The following is a 16,993-nucleotide window of genomic DNA, read 5'->3' as shown; positions in this document are numbered from 1 at the left end:
GCCACCCGCTACGACAAACATCCCGACCGCTATCTCGCCGCCATCAGCCTGGCCAGCACTCTCATCTGGCTCGACTCATGATCGACAAGACGCCCCCTAGTAGCCAGCGCTGCGACGGTGACGCCCACTGCTCTCCGCCAAGACCCTCGTCGTATGGTGCCCTGCATTCCTGCCCTCTTGTGTATTTGCGCCGCAAACGTGCGCGGACCTACGCTGTCATCAGCCGCCAGCTGTGGTGGCCACACTGCTTGCGCTGGTGACCACCGTATGAGTGTCCGTCATTCCGCGGCCTGCGGGCGGTCATCGGCCACGGCCGACGCGCTGCCATCGTCCTCGCGGCGGAACTCACACTGCCCATCGCGCTCCTCATCCCACAGACGACGCCCTACGCCGTCGCCGCCGGCATCGCAATGCACGCCGCGCTCAGCTGCCTCAAGCCCCGGCAGCTGATCACCTTCTCCGGCCTGGCCTGCTGGCGCAACTGCCGGAGGCGACCGTGCAGCGCCTCCTCGGTGGACGGGAGGGCCGCCGGCTGCGCGAGGTGGCCCGCGGCATCGACCGCAGGGCGGTGGTGCCGACGGAGCTTCCGCACAGTGTCGGGCGATTCCCCTGCGACACTGGCACCCGAGGCCGCCCGGGCCGCGCTGCTTTCGCTGGTCGTCGAGCTCGGCGACCGCCTGCGCGCCCGAAAGCAGGCCGCCCGGGCGATGAGGATGACCGTCACGATGGCTGACCGCTCCGAGGTCCACCGCAGCCGCCAGCTGCCCGGCGGGCCGTCCCCGCACACCTGACGACCTCCGCGACACCGCCTACGAGATGTACGACATGCTGGGGCGCAGCAGACTCCGCGGCATCGTCCTGCGCTGCGAACAGCTCATGGCAGAGACCGCGCGCCGAGCAGCTCTCCTTCGACCTGGCAGGGAACGCCGGCTAAGGGCGGAGATAGCCATCGACCTTCGAGATCCGCGCCGGTTCGGCTACACCGTGCCCATCGGCGACCCGCGGATGCGTCGGCTGACCGTTCACCTCCCGCCCGCCTGGGCCGCGTGCCATCCTCCAGGGAAGAACACCACCCCATCCCCCGACACAAAGCGGGGAACATTAATATCGGCCCGCTGATCTGAATCATGTTGTGGTGATCATCCGGCATGCAGACATCGTGCGATGTGTTGTGTCGTGTTTTCCTCCGCACGGGCACGATCGGTGTGTCTGATCACCGTGGGTGGCGGCCTGTACTGCCCGTCAAGAGAGAATGACACTGTGACTGATGAGCGATCAGGGCATGCCATGTGGACCACCGTCGCCACCGTTATGGGTACCGCTATCGCCCTGCTGACCTTCTTCGGGGTCAGGGGATGCGGCTCTCCTCCGGAGCATCCGCGACCTAGTCCCGACTATCCTCCGGTCAGCGCTTCGGTAACGAGGACGGGGGAGGCTGCTTCATCGTCGCCGTCGCCGTCGCCGTCGCCGTCGCCGTCACCGCCAGTGCAATCGCAAGAGAAGTACCTGGTCGAGCTAGAACCCCTGCCGGGGGGGTACCCCCCGTACACAGGATCAGCTGACCTTGGGGGGCGAACCTTTGCTCAGACTGTGTCCTTCTCTGTCGACAAAAGCTCGCTTCCCAGTAGCTATGCGGAATACAATCTTGGCGGTCGTTGGAGATTGTTTGACGCCACCATCGGGGTCCGAGACGACTCCCCGTCGGGCGGCCGAATCACCTTTCAGGCTCTCGTGGACGGCCGCTCGGTAATGAAGCGAGAGCTGGGAGTGGGCGAGTCTGAGAAGGTGAAGATCAACGTCTCAGGGGCACTCCGTCTCATGCTCAAGGTTTCCTTCACGGCAGGCGAGCATTACGACAACTATTCCTATGGTTCCTGGGGAGATGCTCGACTCTCACAACAGTCAGAACCGCTTTGAGAGATTCGCTCGCTTCAGAAGTGCAATGTGAAGCCTTGGCGTACGGCCGGCGGGCGGACTACTACGCGAATGAGCGACGGCTGCTCGCAACGCCGCACCCAGGACCGCGGGCTTGGGTGAGGCATTGCGAGGCGGCATCGGGAAAATGGGGCCAGGGGGAAACCACGCCCGGCCAGCCCCCGTCCGGCCTCGGCCCGGGCTGGCCCCGGAGCAGGCCTGACGGCACCGCCCCGAGCGCTGCGTGTCCGAGGAGACCTGACACCCCACCGCTTGGGCGAGGGCTCGCTCCACTGACCTGGGGTCAGGGGCTCCGGCTGGCGGCATACCCGGGGGCCAAGATCCGCGCGCCCTCGACACCTTCGCCGACAGCCCTCCCTCCCTTTCGACGGCCGGGGGCGGCATGTGGGTCCACGCTGCATGCTGCCCGCGGGCGCGCCCCGTCGTCGTGGTGCTTCGGCCCATCGTCGGCGCCGTGCTCGTCTGCTCTCAGTGCGGCGCGTCAGATGACCGGCGGGCGGCCCAGCCGGGTCCTCCGCCACACGGTCCGCCACCGCATGGGCCGCCTCGGCAAGTAAAGCACCCGTACGACCTGCCCATTCGCACAGCCAGGCGGAACGGCGGCAGGCTGATAGTCATGTCGCACGCATGTCTCATTCTGCGTGTGTCGGAACAGCGAGGTTGGCGTGTGCTTCCGGCAGAATTGCATCCGATCATGAACGGCTGCGGAGCGCAGGCGGCTGGACGAAGGGCTTATGGGGTGGGGTTCGACGAGGAATGGGGCGCGCTGCGCGCCGAGGCCGCCACACGGGCTGCGGCACCGGTCGTTGATGCGTACGAGGTGGCGCGGGCGGCGGCGCTTCAGCGTCTCGCGGACTTCCGGGACGGCATCGTGCTGGTGCCGTCGGACGAGCACGGCGGTCCGTGGACGACGCAACTCCACGGTCTGGACTGGATATGCGCCTTCTCGGACGAGGAGGCCCTGTACCGGTTCGCGGTGGCGCGCGACGAGGTCGGCCGCGAGTGGCCGTACCGGCGGATCGGCGGTGCCCGGTTGCTGGACGAGGTGCTGCCGGTGCTGGACTTCCCGTGCGGGGTGGCCTTCAACGCTGCCGGTCCGGACGGTGCGGTGTTCCCGCCGGTGCGCGGGATCGTTCCCGATGCGGTGGCGCTCGACGGGGGGCGTACCGCATGAGCGGGGACGACAAGGACCTGGATGTCTCGAAGCAGGCTCTGGGGCAGATAGCCAAGGGCATCACGGATGCGCTGTCCGAGCTGGGCGAGCTCGGCGCGGTCGGCGACGCGAGCATGGGCCGCGGCTTCTCCAAGCTGGCCCTGACCGGTGTGCAGACGGGCCACGACGGCCTGACCGCCGCGATGAAGACGTTCTGCGAGCGCTGGGAGTGGGGGGTGCGCTCCCTGGTCCAGCAGGGCAACGCCTTCGCCGTGAACGTCGGCCTGTCGGCCGGCATGATCCACGAGCAGGACCAGTACCTCCAGGGCGCCTTCAAGATCTTGACGAACGCCGGTATGGGCAACCCGTACGCCTCCGAGGACGAGATCACCAAGAAGGGCTGGACCGAGGTCCTGGCCGACAACCCCTACACGCAGATCCGCGACGCGGACTACAGCACCGAGTCGCGTGCGCGCGCCGACGCGAACAGCAAGGAAGCGTGGAAGACCGCCATCCGTGACGCGAACAGCTCCGACATCCTGCTGTCCAACCAGGTGATCGACGCGGCGGGGCTGGGCGACAAGCAGGACGCCTTCGTCGAGGGCATGGTCGGACCGGCTCCCCGGCCGGCAGCGCAGTCGGAGGGCAAGCACTGATGGCGGACTGGGGCGACCTGGTCAACAAGGGTCTGGAGAAAGCGGAGCACGGCTGGGACTCCGCCATGAAGTCGGTCGGCGAGGGAGTCGACAGGGCCACCGAGGGCATCGGCGCCGCGCTCGACCACGTCGGCGCCCACGGCGCCGCCGACAAGGTGGAGGACTGGGGCGACCGCTTCGCCTCCGGCGCGGGTGTCACCGTACGCGAGCAGAACCTTGGAGAGACGGAGCAGGCCAACGAGCTCGTCCACGGCTCGCCGTCCGAGATCCGCGAGTCGGCATCGCACCTGAAGGACTTTCAGGCGGCGTTCGAGAACGTCGGCGCAGGCATGCGCGCCCTGGACACCGGTCACTGGAAGGGCGCGGCGGCCGACGCGTTCCGCGAGAAGTTCGCGCTGCACCCGGGCGACTGGCTGCGCGCCGCGTCCGCCTGTGAATCCGCAGCCCAGGCCCTGAACGCCTACGCGGAGATCGTGGAGTGGGCGCAGGCACAGGCACAGCTGGCCATCGAGGCGTACCGGCAGGGCAAGAAGGCCACCAAGGATGCCGAGGCGGCCCACCGCAAGGCCCTCACGGCGTATGAGACGGCGTCCGCGGCCGGCGGCGACGCCGGACCGCGGCCGACCGATCCGGGCGACGTGGGCAAGGCGAGCCGCGACCGCGCCGAGGAGATCCTCAAAGCGGCCCGCAGCCAGCGCGACGACGTCGCGCGCATGGCGCAGAAGGCGTTCGACGCAGCGGTCGAGCACGCCCCGGCGAAGCCTTCGGCCGCACAGCGGGCCCTGGCGAACGCCCTCGACCATCAGGGCGCCCAGGGCATCGAGGGGGTCCACTTCCTCGGCGGCGCGATCAAGGGCGTGGCGGGGGCCGTCAGCTTCGGTCGGGGATTCCTGAACCCCCTCGACCCCTACAACCTGACCCACCCGGCCGAGCACTCCGAACACGTCAACACGACGCTGGCGGGCCTCGTCTCCACCGCCTCCCACCCCGAACGCATACCCGGGCCGCTGATCGACTCCATCATGGCCGACCCGTCCGAGTTCGGCGGCCGCCTCCTTCCGGAGATCTTCGCCGGCAAGGGCGCGGGCCTGACCCGCACCACAGCCCGGTTCGCGGACGACCTGGCGAAGGAGACGGCAGAGCAGGCAGCCAAGAAGGCTGCGGTTCCCGACCCGTGGAGCGACCTCGCCCGGTCGACGGCACAGGTCAGGCAGAAGGCGATCCACGCTGACTCTGTGGCGCCCGACGTGGCCCAGCAATACGTGGATGCGAATTTCCCCTGGCTGAAGGACATCAACAACCGGTGGCAGCCCGGTTACACCGAGAACTGCACCAACAACGTGGTCACGGTTGACCGTCGGCTGGACGGTGCCGAGGTGTCCGCTGCGCCTCGCCCGCATGCGGGGGACATACCCTTCAGGGAGCTTGGTGTCACGGCGGACGCGAAGAAGGTTGTGAGCAGCTACGACGACATCATCCGCGATCTCGAGAGCCGCGGAGAGGGCGCGCGGAGCGTTGTCGCGATCCGCCGCTACAACGACACCGGGCATGTGTTCAACGCGGTGAACACCCCACACGGGGTGGTCTTCCTGGACGGGCAAACAGGCGCGCTCGCCTCCTTGGAGCCCTATGTGAAACGCATCTCCCACGTCCCCTACCGATAAGGCCGACAGGAAAGACCCGTGCACTCGAAGAACCAAGCCCTCGAGGCTGCCCGCGCTCATCTCGCCCAGGCGTACGCAAACGAGCCGTGGACGATCGTCTTGCTGCCCGAGCAGTCGTACGAGCACCGGGCGGCGTGGGTTATCAGGTTCGACACCCAGGAGAGTTTGGACTCGGGAGACGAGTTCCATGGTCCACTCACCAAGGTGGTGATCGTCCCCAAAGACGGTTCCGCGCCCCACGGCCCCCCGTCCGCGGTCCCCCTCGCCGTCTACCTCGACATGCTCGAACGCGGCACCTGGCCGCCCACGGACACGCGGTCCGTGGCATCCGGCCCTCGGCTCGTCGCACAGAACTGGCTTGATGCGACGTATCGGGGGCTCGTGGAACTGGCGAGGGCCGAGCCGGTTGCCGAGGACGCCGGGACCTGGCTGTTTGCATGCCGGACGATTGATCAGCCCGGGTACCCGCGCACTCCGATGTTGGCCGCTTCCCTCGTCGTGCCGAAGGACGGAGGTGAGCCGTTCCACCCTGCCTCGGACGACCCCTGGGGTGATACCGCCGCCTACACCCGGGAACCCGCTCCGCGTGACCGGCAGACGCAGGCACGACGGCTGAACGCACGAGGGGCCGTCGTGAGCGTCGCCTCAGCGATCGTCGGCGCGCCGTCCTCGCCGCTGTCCTGGCAGCCTGTGCACGAAGCACCGGGGTGGTGGAACCTGTTGTTGCGGCGCTACTTCCCCGGCGCCGAGCAGTTGCGTTGTGCAACCTGGCACGAGGTGATCGGCCGGGCTTCCGAGACCGGGCCCGGCACCCAGGGCGTGGTATGGGTACGCAGGACCATCGGTGGTGTCGAGGCCAGCGGGCACCTGCTGTACGTGCACAACCACGATGGCGACGTCGTGTTCCTCGACGGGATGACGGGCGGGCTCGCGCGGCTTGACACGGTGACGGTGCAGGAACTGGTGTTTGCGCGGGTGCAGCCCGCGCAGGCCAGCATGGCCGCCGGTGGAGCGGCCACGTTTGAGGATGCGCTGCGCAAGGCCGAGGAGTGGCTGCAGCGCACCTACGACGAACCGGTCGAGCTGGTGGCTCCGGCGCCGGATGACGAGACGGCTCGGGGCTGGCTGTTCGCCTGCGAGACTACCGCGGCCCTGCATAGCGGGGATTGGCGCCGCACCATGCTCGATGCCGGACTCGTCGTACCCAAGGACGGCCGCGAACCGTTCCTGCTGCCCAACTCCGATCCGTGGGGGTACCTCGCCGCCTGGGACCGGGGGGAAGAGACCGAACCTACTCCGCTGCCCGGCCAGGCCGAGTGGTTCGGCCCAACGATGGCCCGCTTGGGACGCGTGCTGGACGTGTCCGAGTTCCCGACCGTGACGGCGGCCACGGCCGCGCTCGCAGCCCTGCCACCCGGTGGGCGGTCACTGCTGTGGGTGAGGCGCGTGGATCGCCGCGGGCGTGGGTCCACTGGGCTGTTGCTGACGGGATTCCGCACTCGGGAAGGGCTCCTCGGAATCGTCGATGCGTCCGCCGAAGAGTTCCGGGATCTGGATGGGCTGCAGGCGAGCGGGGTCCGGGTGATTCGCTACCGCTGAAATGCACCGGCGACGAGGCGGAGGGTTCGACCCGAAGGCTTGACTGCCTTTGAGGAAGAGAACAGGCGGTGGGGCGCAGGCGGGGCGAGCCTGGTGGCTGTGTAGGTCAGAAGCGGCTCTGGTCCACTTCTTGTGGAGTCTCACGGACAGTGATGTCAGTGGTGTGTGGTGGGATGGCAGGACTCTGCCGTTGATCCGCTGGGAGCCCCCGTGACGTCCTCGTCCTCGTACCCGTCCCTAACTCGTGCCTTGGCCGAGGCTTTGGTCGATGTCCTGTGGTTCATAGACGGCAGCGAAGACGAGCAGATGGATCAGGACGACGCGGTCAAGGTTATGGAGGGTGTTGCTCACGTGGTCAGCACGCTGCCGAGTGATCAGCTGCAGGAGCTGATCGAGCTGGTCGGGGAGATGGCATCTGCTGAGAACAACCCGGCTCGCCGCGAGTTCCTGGAAGCGTTCCCGGAGGGCTTCGGGCTGAGTGAGAGGGGCCACCACGGGGTCCTGCCCCCAGCCCTGGGTTGCAGCATCAGCGGAGGCATCCGAACCACCGTGGGACGTTGGCTGGCCTCTTGTTTTCGGCGGGGTGAACGAGAGCCGCGTGGGCGGTGGCTTCGAGAGCCGCTTTGGTCCATCTGTGCGGAAGATGGACAACGGTGTGGGTCCATGGTCTGCGGCGAGAACGAGAGCCACCCTGATCGAGTGACATCGAGTGGAGTGTCTGCCGTAGCGGATGGACGTCGGCCAGTAGGTTGGCGGCCTGGGCCCTGCCGGTCCGTGTCCCTGACAGGCGCGGTGCGGACGGGCCCGCCTCTCTGATGCGAGAGCCGGTGGCTGGCTTTCAAGCGTGTCAGGGGCTGGTGCGATGATCCCCGAGGCGGGTGTGCGCTCGCCGAAATCTCGACTCGGGGGTGGCTCGGTTTTGGACACGTGGCAGGAGTTGTCGGCGGAGGTAGAGGGTCGCCTGGCGGCCATGTCGTCGAGCGAGCGGGGAGTGTTCGCCGTCGGTACAGCTGAGCGACTCATGAGCTGGCATGAAGCACTACCCGAGGAGGATCGGGCGCCGTTCACTATGAGTCTGCGCCCTCTGCTGAACGCCGTATGGGAAGGTTCCCTCGGGGACTCGACCGCTTTCACGGCGGTAAAGCGGGGTGTGGCCGAGTACATGCTCAGCGAGTACTGCCACAACGATGGCCAGGATGGTCCCGACGATGCGGACGAGAACGCAGCGGCCACGACGCTGTATGCCGCGCACGCCTACCTGTTCGAGTGCTGTGACTTCGCAGTCTGGGCAAGCCGACGGGCCGTGGACGCTGTGGACGAGCACCTTGAGCACCTCGCCGAGCAGGAAGAGGAAGTAGCCGACCTCGACGAGGCAACCGTTGCCGAGCTCCAGCGGCAGCTGCGGGATCTCGACCTCATCGCGAACTACTCGAAGGACCTTCGGCTCGCCAGCCTGGGACTGCCCATCGACACTTCGATCCGGCTTCGCGTGGAACTGCGGACCCCTCTTTCCAACCGGGACTGACCGCGTGAACAGCCCGGTAACTTGCGCCGTTCGGCTTCGGTGATGCGGAAACGGTAGGACTCGGTGCCGGTCTGGATGAGGGTGCAGCGGAAGGTGATCCGGTCAGCGATGGCCGCGCAGAGGCGTGGGTCGCCGAAGATCTTGTCCCACTCCGCGAACGGGGAGTTCGTGGCCATCGTCGACGGCGGAATGGATGTAGTCGAAGCCCACGCCGGAGCGGGTGGCCCGGCCGGCCTGGCGGCCGAGGGTTCTGTGGCCACCTCCGTCGGGGATCCGGCCTAGTTTCTTCACGTCGACGTGGACCAGCTCACCGGGTCGCTCGCGTTCGTATCGGCGGATCAGGGTGCCGGTCGGGCGGTCGAGCCAGGCGAGGCGGTTGAGCCGGTGGCGGGTGAGAATCCGGTGCACGGTGGAGGCGGGCAGTCCCAGGACGGGACCTATCCGGGCCGGCCCGAGCTTGCGTGACCGCCGCAGTTCGCAGACCCGTTCTTCCACGGCGACCGGGGTCCGGTGCGGGGTCCTCAGCGGCGTGCTGGGGCGGTCGGCCAGGCCCGCGGTGCCTTCGGTCTTCCAGCGGCGGACCCACTTGTGGGCGGTGGGTCGCGATATGCCCATCTCGGCCGCCATGTGCGCAACCGGCCGGCCCGCCAGGACACGTTCGACCAGGATCCGCCTGCCGTGAACGGTCAGGCGGGCATAACGGTGGGACACGAAGACCTCCGTGTGTGGTGTGGAGCCTAGATGTATGAGGCCAGGACGTTGGTTACGCCTGCGCGTAGTCGTTGGTCCGGTGGTCGGCCTCCTGCCGCGCCGTGGGGGCGGTGATAGTTGTAATGGATATTCCAGACATCGAGGGCGTCGCGGCGTTGGGCTTCGGAGTGCCACGTGCGGGCGTAGAGGAACTCTTCGGCGAGGATCCGGTTGTAGCGCTCCACCTTGCCGTTGTGACGAGGGGTGTACCGGCGTGATGCGCTGATGGCGTGCGCCGAGCAGGGCTCGGGCGAACGCGCTGGCGCGGTAGCACGCCCCGTTGTCCGTGACGATGCGTTCGATGCTGGCGATGCCGTGGGCCGCGAACCAGGCTTTGGCCCGGTGCAGGAACGCGACGGCGGTCGTGGCCTGCTCGTCGGAGAGCGCTTCGGTGTAGGCGAGTCGGCTGTATCCGTCGACGGCGGAGTGAAGGTAGACGTAGCCGCCGCGTGCGCCCTTAGCCTTGCGGCGCTCGACGGTCTTGGCTTGAGCGCTCCCGCGTCCGTGGACGCGCCAGCCGCCGCCGTCCGGGATCCGGCCGACCTTCTTGACGTCGATGTGGACCATGTGTCCGGGACGGCGGGCGTTGATTTTCCGCGGTTCCCGGTTCGTGTCGCCGCTGGGGTCGATGAATCGGCGCCGGTTAAGGCCGAGGGCGAGCAGGTGCCGGGAGACGGTGCGGCGGCTGAGTGCGTACCCTTCGGCCTGGAGCTCGAACGTGATCCGGGATGCCGACCACTTCTCGGCCCGGCGTAGTGCCTCGATCCTGGCCACGACGTCCGGGTGAGTCGCGGTCGGCTGGCGTCGCGGTGTGGACGAACGGTCCAGCAGACCGAGTTCCCCGTGCCGGCGGTAGCGGTTGACCCATTTCGACGCGCAGGCACGGGAGATGCCCATCTCGGCGGCAACGTGCGCGATCGGGCGGGTGCGGCAGCGTTCAATGAGCCGCTGCCGGCCCTCGGCCGTAAGAGGTGCATTACGGTGCGTCATACCTAGATCCCTTGGCCTCAGAGGGCGGAACGCCGGAGGTCTCTGCCCGGCGCGGCCGTGATCGGCCCGGGGACGGTCCGCACCGTGCTGCCCGCCGCAGCGGCGGGCAGTAGGGCAGATGCAGAGCGCGGCTTCATCGGGTGATCGGCGTGGCGCCGGTCGCGGCGAGAGACAGGTCCCAGAGCCGGGCCGCCTCGTCGGGATCGATGGCGTAGGCGCGGACGCCGCCATCGTCCATGGGGGTTCCGGGGGCGGAGAGGGGCGCGATGTCGCAGTCCTCCAGGTAGAGGCCGCCCCGGTTATCGAGGAGTGGGGAGGTGGCGGCCCACAGGCCGGTGGCGGCGCCCTGGGAGGGGGTCTTGAAGCCCTCGCCGATGACATTGCCGTGCTCGTCCACCCAGCCGCGGTCGATCTGTTCCTTCAAAGCCATCTCGCGCTGGAGGCCGGTGATGATTTTGCCGGGGTGGAGGGCGAAGGCCCGGATGCCGTCGCCTTGCCCGATGGCGTCGAGGTGCACGGCGGACAGGGCGTTGGCGGTCTTGGCTTGGCCGTAGGCCAGCCACTTATCGTAGCCGGTACGGAAGTGCGGGTCGTGCCAGCGGATGCCGGTCAGGGTGTGTCCGGCGGAACTGTTGACGACGACGCGCGCGCCGTCCGCGGCGGCCAGGAGGGGATAGAGCTCGCAGGCGAGGGTGAAGTGCCCGAAGTGGTTGGCGGTGAGCTGGCCCTCCCAGCCGGGCCCGACGCGCCGCTCCGGGGTGGCCATGACGCCGGCGATGGCCATCAGGACATCGATCCGGTCGAGCCGGCCGCTCAGGTGCGCTGCGGCTGAGCGGACACAGTCGATGTCGGCCAGGTCCATGGGGATGACCTCGCAGTTCTTCACCTCCTTCAGAGCGGCACGGGCAGCGTCGGGGCGGCGGGCGGGAACGATGACCCGGGCTCCGGCGGCCGTCAGCGCCAGTGTGGTGGCCAGGCCGAGCCCGGAGTAGCCCCCGGTGACCACGGCCGTCTTTCCGGAAAGATCGAGGCCGGCCACGATGTCCTCGGCGGTGCTGGAGGCGGAGAAGGGCGAGCCGAGCGGCTGCTGATCAGTAATGGTCATGCCGCTGACGCTATGATCTAGAGCGAGGTCTAGATCAAGCCAAAGGGTGAGCGGGATGACGACCAGCGAGGCTGCCGTGCAGTCGCTGAGCATCGGCGAGGTGGCCGAGCGCACCGGGCTGAGCGTGCACGCGCTGCGCTTCTACGAGCGCGAGGGCCTGCTCGTCGGGCCGGTCCAGCGCACGTCGGGCGGCCGACGGCGCTACACCTCCTTCGATGTCGAATGGCTGCTGATCTGCGTCAAGCTCCGCGAATCCGGCATGCCGCTCGCCGACCTCAAGCACTTCGCCGAACTGGTACGCCGCGGACCGGGCAACGAATCGGAACGCCTGCACCTGCTCGACACCCATCGACAGCGCGTCGACGCACAGATCCAGGCGCTGGAGGAGTGCCGGTCCGTCATCACCTGGAAGGTCGCCGTCTACACCGAGCACCTCGCCCGCGGTGAAGCCGGCGGGCTCTGGGCCCCGACTACCTGAAGCCACTTCCTCGGGTGCGGTGCGCCACCCATGGAGCGACGAGCCCCGGCACAGCGCAGCTGCACGGATATGCCCTGCCAGGAGCGTCAACAACGTCATGACCCGCAACACCTAGACACCTCCACCACACCGGAGGTCTTCGCCATGATCAAGACCTGGGGCCTGTTAACAACGCTCGTGGTCAATACACCTAGATTGCGCAGCGCGCCGGGGAGGACAGACTCGTTCAGGACCCGGGCCAGGCACTCGACGGACCGCTCGGAAAGCGGGCGCCAGGCGGCGGCTTCTCCCATCGGGAGGTTGGTGCCGGTACGGAGCACGAAGTCCTCGGCGGGCTTGCCCTCGTCGTCCGAGTTCAGGTGCGGGGCCATGAGGCCCTGGCCCATGGGCAGCACGTTCGCAGCCGGCTCCTCACGGGCGAGCCTGAGGAGCCGGTCGCGGTCGGCGGTGGAATTCTGCCCGCTCAGCCGGATCGGGGCCTTCAGGTCTATCAGCAGAGGGCGGGGGGCGGTGTTGGCTTCGACCCGGATGACCACCACGCTGAGAGTCCGGAATCATCGTCGAACGGGACAGGGTTGAAGGTCGGCTCCCACGGAGGGTCGAACTTCTCACGGCAACCGCTGGCGACCTTATCGATCGTCTCCTGGGCGTCGGTGCCGACGACGCGGTCAACGCCTGCCTCGACCCTGTCGTTGATGCCCACGAGGATCATGCCGCGGTAGGTGTTGGCCATCGCCGCGATGGTCGTCAGCAGGCTCTTGGAGTACTCGCGCTTGAACTCCAGCGTCAGGCTCTCCACCTGGTCCGGCCGCGCGGCGAGGGCACGGATGCGCTCGATCGTGAGATCCGCCGCCGACGCAGCGAACAAAGAGTTGTTCATCCGCTCATGCTCCACCAAGCAGCCTGCTCACCACCGGGGAATTCCCCCGGGCGCTGCCCGATCCGGAGGCCGACAACACCGTGCTCGTCCCGGAAGGCGTACCTCCCGGCGCCCGCGCACTGGAAGAGGTCAATCCGCCTGCGAGCCGAAGCCGCGCAGCACGGGGTCCAGCTCCTGCGCGGCGCCGCACAGGGAGCACAGGCGGGTGCCGGGCCTCTCCGCGACGTCCAGCGCCGGCTCCCGGGACAGCAGCGGCGTGATCCGCGGGGCCTCGGCGCAGTCGACGGCGTGGAGCAGGGCGCCGCCGCGGCCGCCGGCCTTCTGCAGCACCCAGCCCGAAGGCCGGCGGGGCCCCAGCGCCTCGCGGACCGCCGACGGCGGCGGCAGCCGCTCGGTGGGCACCGCTTCGCAGGAGACGCCGTCGACCCGCCGCACGTGCTCGGGGGCGCGCACCCACACCGGTACTCCGCCGCCTGGACGTCGCCGTCCCCGGCGTTGCGGTACGCGGGCAGCCCTACCTCGTACAGCCAGCCGCGCGGCGTCTCGCGCCAGGCCCACAGGCGCGCGGTGAGCTCCTGGCCGTCCGGCAGGACCACCCGCACCGGCACCGGCAGGCCCTCCGGGGGAGTCGTCGTCATGCCCACCACCGTAGGCAGCCCCGGCCGCGCCCAGGACCACCGCGCGGGCGCCGGGCTCTGTCCACAGGCCCGGCCGGGCGCAATGGTCATGTGACTGCAGACGACGTACAGCGCGCGGCCCGGACCCGCGCCAAGATTCTGGACGGCCTCGCCCGCGCGGAGCGGGCCCTGTTCACCCGTCCCGCACCAAAATCCGCACGAACGCAGATGAAATTCCTTCGCAAGCGGGAGGGCTCCACCAAGTCCCTGGCGGAGCGCCTGGGCGTCTCCCGCAAGACGGTGCAGCGCTACCTCTCGGGCGCCTCCACCAAGCCGAACGAGCGCCTTCAGGCCGCCCTGGTCCAGGAGACCGAATCGGAGTGGCAACCGCAGGTCAGGGCACAGGCCAGGCAGCGCGCGGCGTCCTCGGGCGGGCTGGTCATCTCCTGCCGGGCGTACTTCGGCCTTGGTCCGGAGGGCACCTCCGACGCGGGCCGGGTACGGGATATCACCGTCGCCGTCAGCCCTTCCCACGCGGCCGCCATCATAGCCGCGCGGGAGGACGGTGCGACGGAGAGCGACCTGCACGACGCGGTCGCGGAGGCCATCGCGGACGCCTATTTCCGTCAAGGCGGTGGCGGCCGTGCGGGCTTGGAGGTGAGATTCGCGGACGTGGAATGGCTGAACATAGCGTTCTAGCGGTGCGTAATTCGGGCGTGCTGTAGACCTGTGTTATGAGCCGAAGCATGAGAGTTGACACAAAGGCAGGCGTGTTGTCACTCGACTGCATCTGCCGACGACTGCGGCGGACTGGGCCGGAGTCCGCCTGCACAGGCCAGCACTTCTGTCGCTGAGGAGTTTAGGAAGACCGTGAACACGGACGACCTGTCCACGGAGTCGATGAGACCGGTACGCACAAGCTCTTCCCCGGCCTGCCGGAGGATGTCGACAGAGGCGGCAAGGCCCCCGACTGTGTGGCCGCGCCGAGCAGCTGTGCGGATACGAATCGCGAACACACCCGCGTGCCGACTGGCGGGGACCAAACCGTCGAAGATGGCGAAGGTGCCTCCGGCAACCAGGACGTCACGGGCAGGTCCGCATGCCGGGGTCTGCTCGCGAAGCATGGCGATGAGGTCCTCGCGAGGAATGCTGCGCACCGGCACCCGTAAGACCCAGGCGTCGCCCATGTGTGACAACTGCAGCGCCTCTCTGGTGACAGCCCGACTGCTTCGACCTGCTTCTTTCGCAGGCTACCTGGTGCCGACGGTGACAACTACTGAGCCTCGGCACATGTGACCGGCTCGCCGAACCGCAATACCGGGCGGGCCCTCATTCCCGAGAAAGCGAGTCCTGATGAACACGTCCGACGGGTGGCGGCGGCGCCGTGTCCCCGAGGCCCGCGGCCGCGCCGGCGCTGGAGGAGGCCGAGCTGCACGCGCACCTGGACCGCCGCGACGATGCCGCGGCCGACGACGGCGGCCGCCGTGCTGCGGAGCTCGCGGAGTGGCAGCGCATCGTGCAACTGCTCGCCGCGACCGGTGGCCCGTACGACCCGGACGCCGACGCGGTCGTCCGGGAGGAGCTCGCCGAAGACCGCCGACGCGAGGAAGCCGAGCAGCAGCGCCGCCAAGAGCAGCAGCGGGTAGCCGGCCGGACCGAAGAACTCGCCCGGCACGGCGGGGCCAGCCGACTCGACCGGAGCGTGCCGAGCCTGGCCGGGGACGAAGCCGCCCGCGACCTCCTGGACGACAACCGCGATTACCGCGCCGCGAAGGTCGACGCCTGGCTCGCCCACGCCCTCGCCACCCACTCCGGCCATACGCCGACCAGGCTTCCCGCGCCGCCGCCGTCGGCCTGCTGCCCGTCCCCGTCCGCGCCCGCGCCGCGCTGCTCGCCGCCCTCGCCTGCACCGGCGCCCCGGTCGACGGCGACCTCGAGCTCGTCGGCCGTCTTGCCCAGGCCGACCCGGACGTCACGATCGCGCTCGCCGCGTGGCTCGAGACCGCGGCCGCGGTACAGGGCGGCACGGCGTGAGCGCAGCGGACGAGGTGGTGGTGGCCACCTGGAGCGAGCACAGCGAGATCGGCCACCACTACGAGGACCTGCTCGCCGACGGCCAGGTCATCGCCTGGACCGAGCCTCCCTTCGGCGAGACGCTCTACCCCGGTGACGACGACCGACTGCAACCCGATCTGCGGGTGCCCGACGCTGTGGCCGCGCCAGTTCTGCACGGAGTGCGCCGGCTGCGCCGCCTGCGGGCAGTGCACCGGCCCGCACATCTGGCCCCCGCAGATATGTGACAGGGAAGCCGGGACGCTTGCCATCGAGGATGGGACACCAATCCCAGACATCGAGGCCGGGAACGGCACTGTCAGCCCAGCGCCTTCAAGTTCAGCATGAACCGGCGCACCTAAAAGAAGCCGCCCTCAACTGCCCAGGTGAAGGGCTCGCGATTGGGGGCCCTGGCGTGTTGCCCCAGAGGTAGATCCCAACTCCGCACTCCTTCGCGAGCGCGTACAGACCGTCGATCTGCTCGTCCGTGAGCTGTCCAGTCGTGTAGACGGTGCGTGCCATTCGAGCCCTCGTCGTTGTCGTTGCGAGCTATGTTTGCTGTCAGGAGAGGATGCTGACCATGACGATGAACGAGAGCCGCCCCTGCGGCTGCCGGTGCGGGGGCTTTCCCGCCCGCGGGAAGTTCTTGCCAGGCCACGACTCGAAGATCGTGCCTCAACTTGAAGCAGACCACGGGAGCCTGATCGACTTCTGGGCTTGGTACGAGAAAGCGATGGTCGGCACACCGCCCAAGTCGCCTGCCAGTTGAACGGGCGTGGTCGACGGAAGCATCTCAAGAGGTCGTTTCACTTGGTGAGTCGGCGGTAGCTGATGAGGGCTGCGGCTATGCCAACGAACGCGAGGAGGTGTTCGGCCGTGCGTTCGTATCGGAGGTGCAGTCGGCGGCAGTCGGCCAGCCAGGAGACCGTTCTCTCGACGACCCAGCGGTGTCCGCCGAGCCGCGTGGACGACTCGATGCCCTTGCGGGCGATGCGGTGGCGGATGCGCCGCTCGCGAAGCCATTTCCCCAGGTGGTCATAGTCGTAACCCTTGTCGGCATGGAGCTTGGCCGGACGCCGGCGGCGGGGTCCGCGGCGGGAGCGGATGGGCGGGATCCCGCGCACGAGCGGCTGCAGGCCGAGGCTGTCGTGCATGTTGGCGCCGGAGATGCCCAGCCACAGCGGCACGCCGTTCCGGTCGGTGATCAGGTGGATTTTCGATCCCGGCTTGCCGCGGTCGGTCGGATTCGGTCCGGTCAGTGGCCCCCTTTTGCCGCCTGGACGCCGACGGAGTCGATCGCGCACCGCGACCAGTCCAGCTTGCCCCGAGCGCCGAGTTCGTCGAGGATCACCCGGTGCAGCCTGGCCCGCACCCGGTCACGGCTCCACTGAGCGAAGCGCCGGTAGACCGTGGGCCAGGCCGGCCCGAACACGGGCGGCAACTGGCGCCACGTGCAGCCCGAGGTGGCCACCCGTCCGGTGCCAACCGCTCGATCAGATCCGTCATGCACGGCCCAACGAGCAACCACGCCACCAGAAGCGATGTCTAAGCGCCTGAACGAAGGACGCCAGGAGGGGAAGATGCAGGTG

At 68.6% G+C, this 16,993-nt stretch carries 19 protein-coding genes and 2 pseudogenes; 11 read left to right on the top strand and 10 right to left on the bottom strand.

The genetic code is table 11. The features are described from left to right. Positions 1-593 precede the first annotated feature (593 nt). From IE170_RS31780 to IE170_RS31755, 6 genes are all read left to right on the top strand, one after another. Positions 594-791, top strand: coding sequence for a DinB/UmuC family translesion DNA polymerase (locus IE170_RS31780; RefSeq protein ID WP_189812946.1), 198 nt, complete (start codon positions 594-596; stop codon positions 789-791). Positions 792-1,164: 373 nt separating this feature from the next. Next, positions 1,165-1,917 carry an NPCBM/NEW2 domain-containing protein gene (locus IE170_RS33555; RefSeq protein WP_373299092.1) on the top strand — a complete coding sequence of 251 codons (753 nt, stop codon included), beginning with the start codon at positions 1,165-1,167 and terminating at the stop codon, positions 1,915-1,917. Positions 1,918-2,674: 757 nt separating this feature from the next. Further along, positions 2,675-3,109 (top strand): SseB family protein, encoded by a 435-nt coding sequence (locus IE170_RS31770; RefSeq protein WP_189812944.1) that lies wholly within the window; start codon positions 2,675-2,677, stop codon positions 3,107-3,109. Then, positions 3,106-3,744, top strand: a complete 639-nt coding sequence (locus IE170_RS31765; protein ID WP_189812943.1) for a hypothetical protein — start codon at positions 3,106-3,108, stop codon at positions 3,742-3,744. Before IE170_RS31770 ends, IE170_RS31765 begins: the two co-directional genes overlap by 4 nt. Beyond that, positions 3,744-5,408, top strand: coding sequence for a putative T7SS-secreted protein (locus IE170_RS31760; RefSeq protein ID WP_189812942.1), 1,665 nt, complete (start codon positions 3,744-3,746; stop codon positions 5,406-5,408). The genes IE170_RS31765 and IE170_RS31760 overlap by 1 nt, the downstream gene beginning before the upstream one ends. A gap of 18 nt (positions 5,409-5,426) precedes the next feature. Beyond that, entirely contained in the window at positions 5,427-7,007 is a 1,581-nt protein-coding gene (locus tag IE170_RS31755) for a YrhB domain-containing protein (RefSeq protein WP_189812941.1), read from the top strand. A gap of 237 nt (positions 7,008-7,244) precedes the next feature. Here the strand turns inward: IE170_RS31755 and IE170_RS33425 are convergent, their stop codons facing one another. Continuing rightward, positions 7,245-7,499, bottom strand: coding sequence for a hypothetical protein (locus IE170_RS33425; protein WP_189812940.1), 255 nt, complete (start codon positions 7,497-7,499; stop codon positions 7,245-7,247). Positions 7,500-7,869: 370 nt separating this feature from the next. Here IE170_RS33425 and IE170_RS31745 point away from each other — a divergent pair, with 370 nt between their 5' ends. Next, a complete protein-coding gene (locus IE170_RS31745; RefSeq protein WP_189812939.1) occupies positions 7,870-8,532 on the top strand; it encodes a hypothetical protein in 663 nt (220 codons plus the stop codon). Here the strand turns inward: IE170_RS31745 and IE170_RS33420 are convergent. The 4 genes and pseudogenes from IE170_RS33420 to IE170_RS31725 all read right to left on the bottom strand — a co-directional run bounded on the left by IE170_RS33420 (position 8,433) and on the right by IE170_RS31725 (position 11,377). Further along, a complete protein-coding gene (locus tag IE170_RS33420; protein WP_189812938.1) occupies positions 8,433-8,708 on the bottom strand; it encodes an ATP-binding protein in 276 nt (91 codons plus the stop codon). The genes IE170_RS31745 and IE170_RS33420 overlap by 100 nt on opposite strands. Beyond that, positions 8,656-9,243 (bottom strand): annotated as a pseudogene (locus IE170_RS31735) (helix-turn-helix domain-containing protein); the annotation flags it as partial. The pseudogene IE170_RS31735 and the gene IE170_RS33420, both read right to left, overlap by 53 nt. A 26-nt stretch (positions 9,244-9,269) precedes the next feature. Further along, positions 9,270-10,272 (bottom strand): annotated as a pseudogene (locus tag IE170_RS31730) (IS481 family transposase). A gap of 133 nt (positions 10,273-10,405) precedes the next feature. Next, on the bottom strand, positions 10,406-11,377 hold the full coding sequence (locus IE170_RS31725; protein WP_189812937.1) for an oxidoreductase: 972 nt from the start codon (positions 11,375-11,377) through the stop codon (positions 10,406-10,408). 55 nt (positions 11,378-11,432) lie between these two features. Between IE170_RS31725 and IE170_RS31720 the strand changes: the two genes are divergently transcribed. Next, the gene (locus tag IE170_RS31720) at positions 11,433-11,855 is read left to right on the top strand and encodes a MerR family transcriptional regulator (protein ID WP_189812936.1); all 423 of its coding nucleotides are present in this window, start codon (positions 11,433-11,435) and stop codon (positions 11,853-11,855) included. 95 nt (positions 11,856-11,950) lie between these two features. Here IE170_RS31720 and IE170_RS31715 read toward each other — a convergent pair whose 3' ends face one another. From IE170_RS31715 to IE170_RS33550, 3 genes are all read right to left on the bottom strand, one after another. Then, positions 11,951-12,394: a hypothetical protein gene (locus tag IE170_RS31715; RefSeq protein WP_189812935.1), complete on the bottom strand. Its 444-nt coding sequence runs from the start codon at positions 12,392-12,394 to the stop codon at positions 11,951-11,953. Continuing rightward, entirely contained in the window at positions 12,346-12,735 is a 390-nt protein-coding gene (locus tag IE170_RS31710) for an AlbA family DNA-binding domain-containing protein (protein WP_189812934.1), read from the bottom strand. Before IE170_RS31710 ends, IE170_RS31715 begins: the two co-directional genes overlap by 49 nt. Before the next feature lie 129 nt (positions 12,736-12,864). After that, positions 12,865-13,194: a DUF6233 domain-containing protein gene (locus IE170_RS33550; RefSeq protein WP_373299090.1), complete on the bottom strand. Its 330-nt coding sequence runs from the start codon at positions 13,192-13,194 to the stop codon at positions 12,865-12,867. A gap of 269 nt (positions 13,195-13,463) precedes the next feature. Here IE170_RS33550 and tpg point away from each other — a divergent pair, with 269 nt between their 5' ends. After that, on the top strand, positions 13,464-14,051 hold the full coding sequence (gene tpg / locus IE170_RS31700) for a telomere-protecting terminal protein Tpg (RefSeq protein WP_189812933.1): 588 nt from the start codon (positions 13,464-13,466) through the stop codon (positions 14,049-14,051). Between the two features lie 574 nt (positions 14,052-14,625). Here the strand turns inward: tpg and IE170_RS31695 are convergent. Further along, positions 14,626-15,147 carry a hypothetical protein gene (locus IE170_RS31695; RefSeq protein ID WP_189812932.1) on the bottom strand — a complete coding sequence of 174 codons (522 nt, stop codon included), beginning with the start codon at positions 15,145-15,147 and terminating at the stop codon, positions 14,626-14,628. A 235-nt stretch (positions 15,148-15,382) separates the two neighbouring features. Here IE170_RS31695 and IE170_RS31690 point away from each other — a divergent pair, with 235 nt between their 5' ends. Next, on the top strand, positions 15,383-15,652 hold the full coding sequence (locus IE170_RS31690; RefSeq protein ID WP_189812931.1) for a hypothetical protein: 270 nt from the start codon (positions 15,383-15,385) through the stop codon (positions 15,650-15,652). Between the two features lie 332 nt (positions 15,653-15,984). Then, the gene (locus tag IE170_RS31685) at positions 15,985-16,173 is read left to right on the top strand and encodes a hypothetical protein (protein WP_189812930.1); all 189 of its coding nucleotides are present in this window, start codon (positions 15,985-15,987) and stop codon (positions 16,171-16,173) included. A gap of 37 nt (positions 16,174-16,210) precedes the next feature. On the opposite strand, the gene IE170_RS31680 is transcribed toward IE170_RS31685, so the two are convergent. Continuing rightward, a protein-coding gene (locus IE170_RS31680; protein ID WP_373299094.1) for an IS5 family transposase occupies positions 16,211-16,986 on the bottom strand; the annotation gives its coding sequence in 2 pieces (ribosomal slippage) (positions 16,211-16,665 and positions 16,665-16,986; 777 coding nt in all). Positions 16,987-16,993: the final 7 nt, after the last annotated feature.

This window comes from Streptomyces toxytricini (genome assembly GCF_014649915.1).
GTDB lineage: Bacteria > Actinomycetota > Actinomycetes > Streptomycetales > Streptomycetaceae > Streptomyces > Streptomyces toxytricini.
Note: the sequence above shows the minus strand (reverse complement) of the source record. Positions and strands in the feature narration are given on the sequence as shown.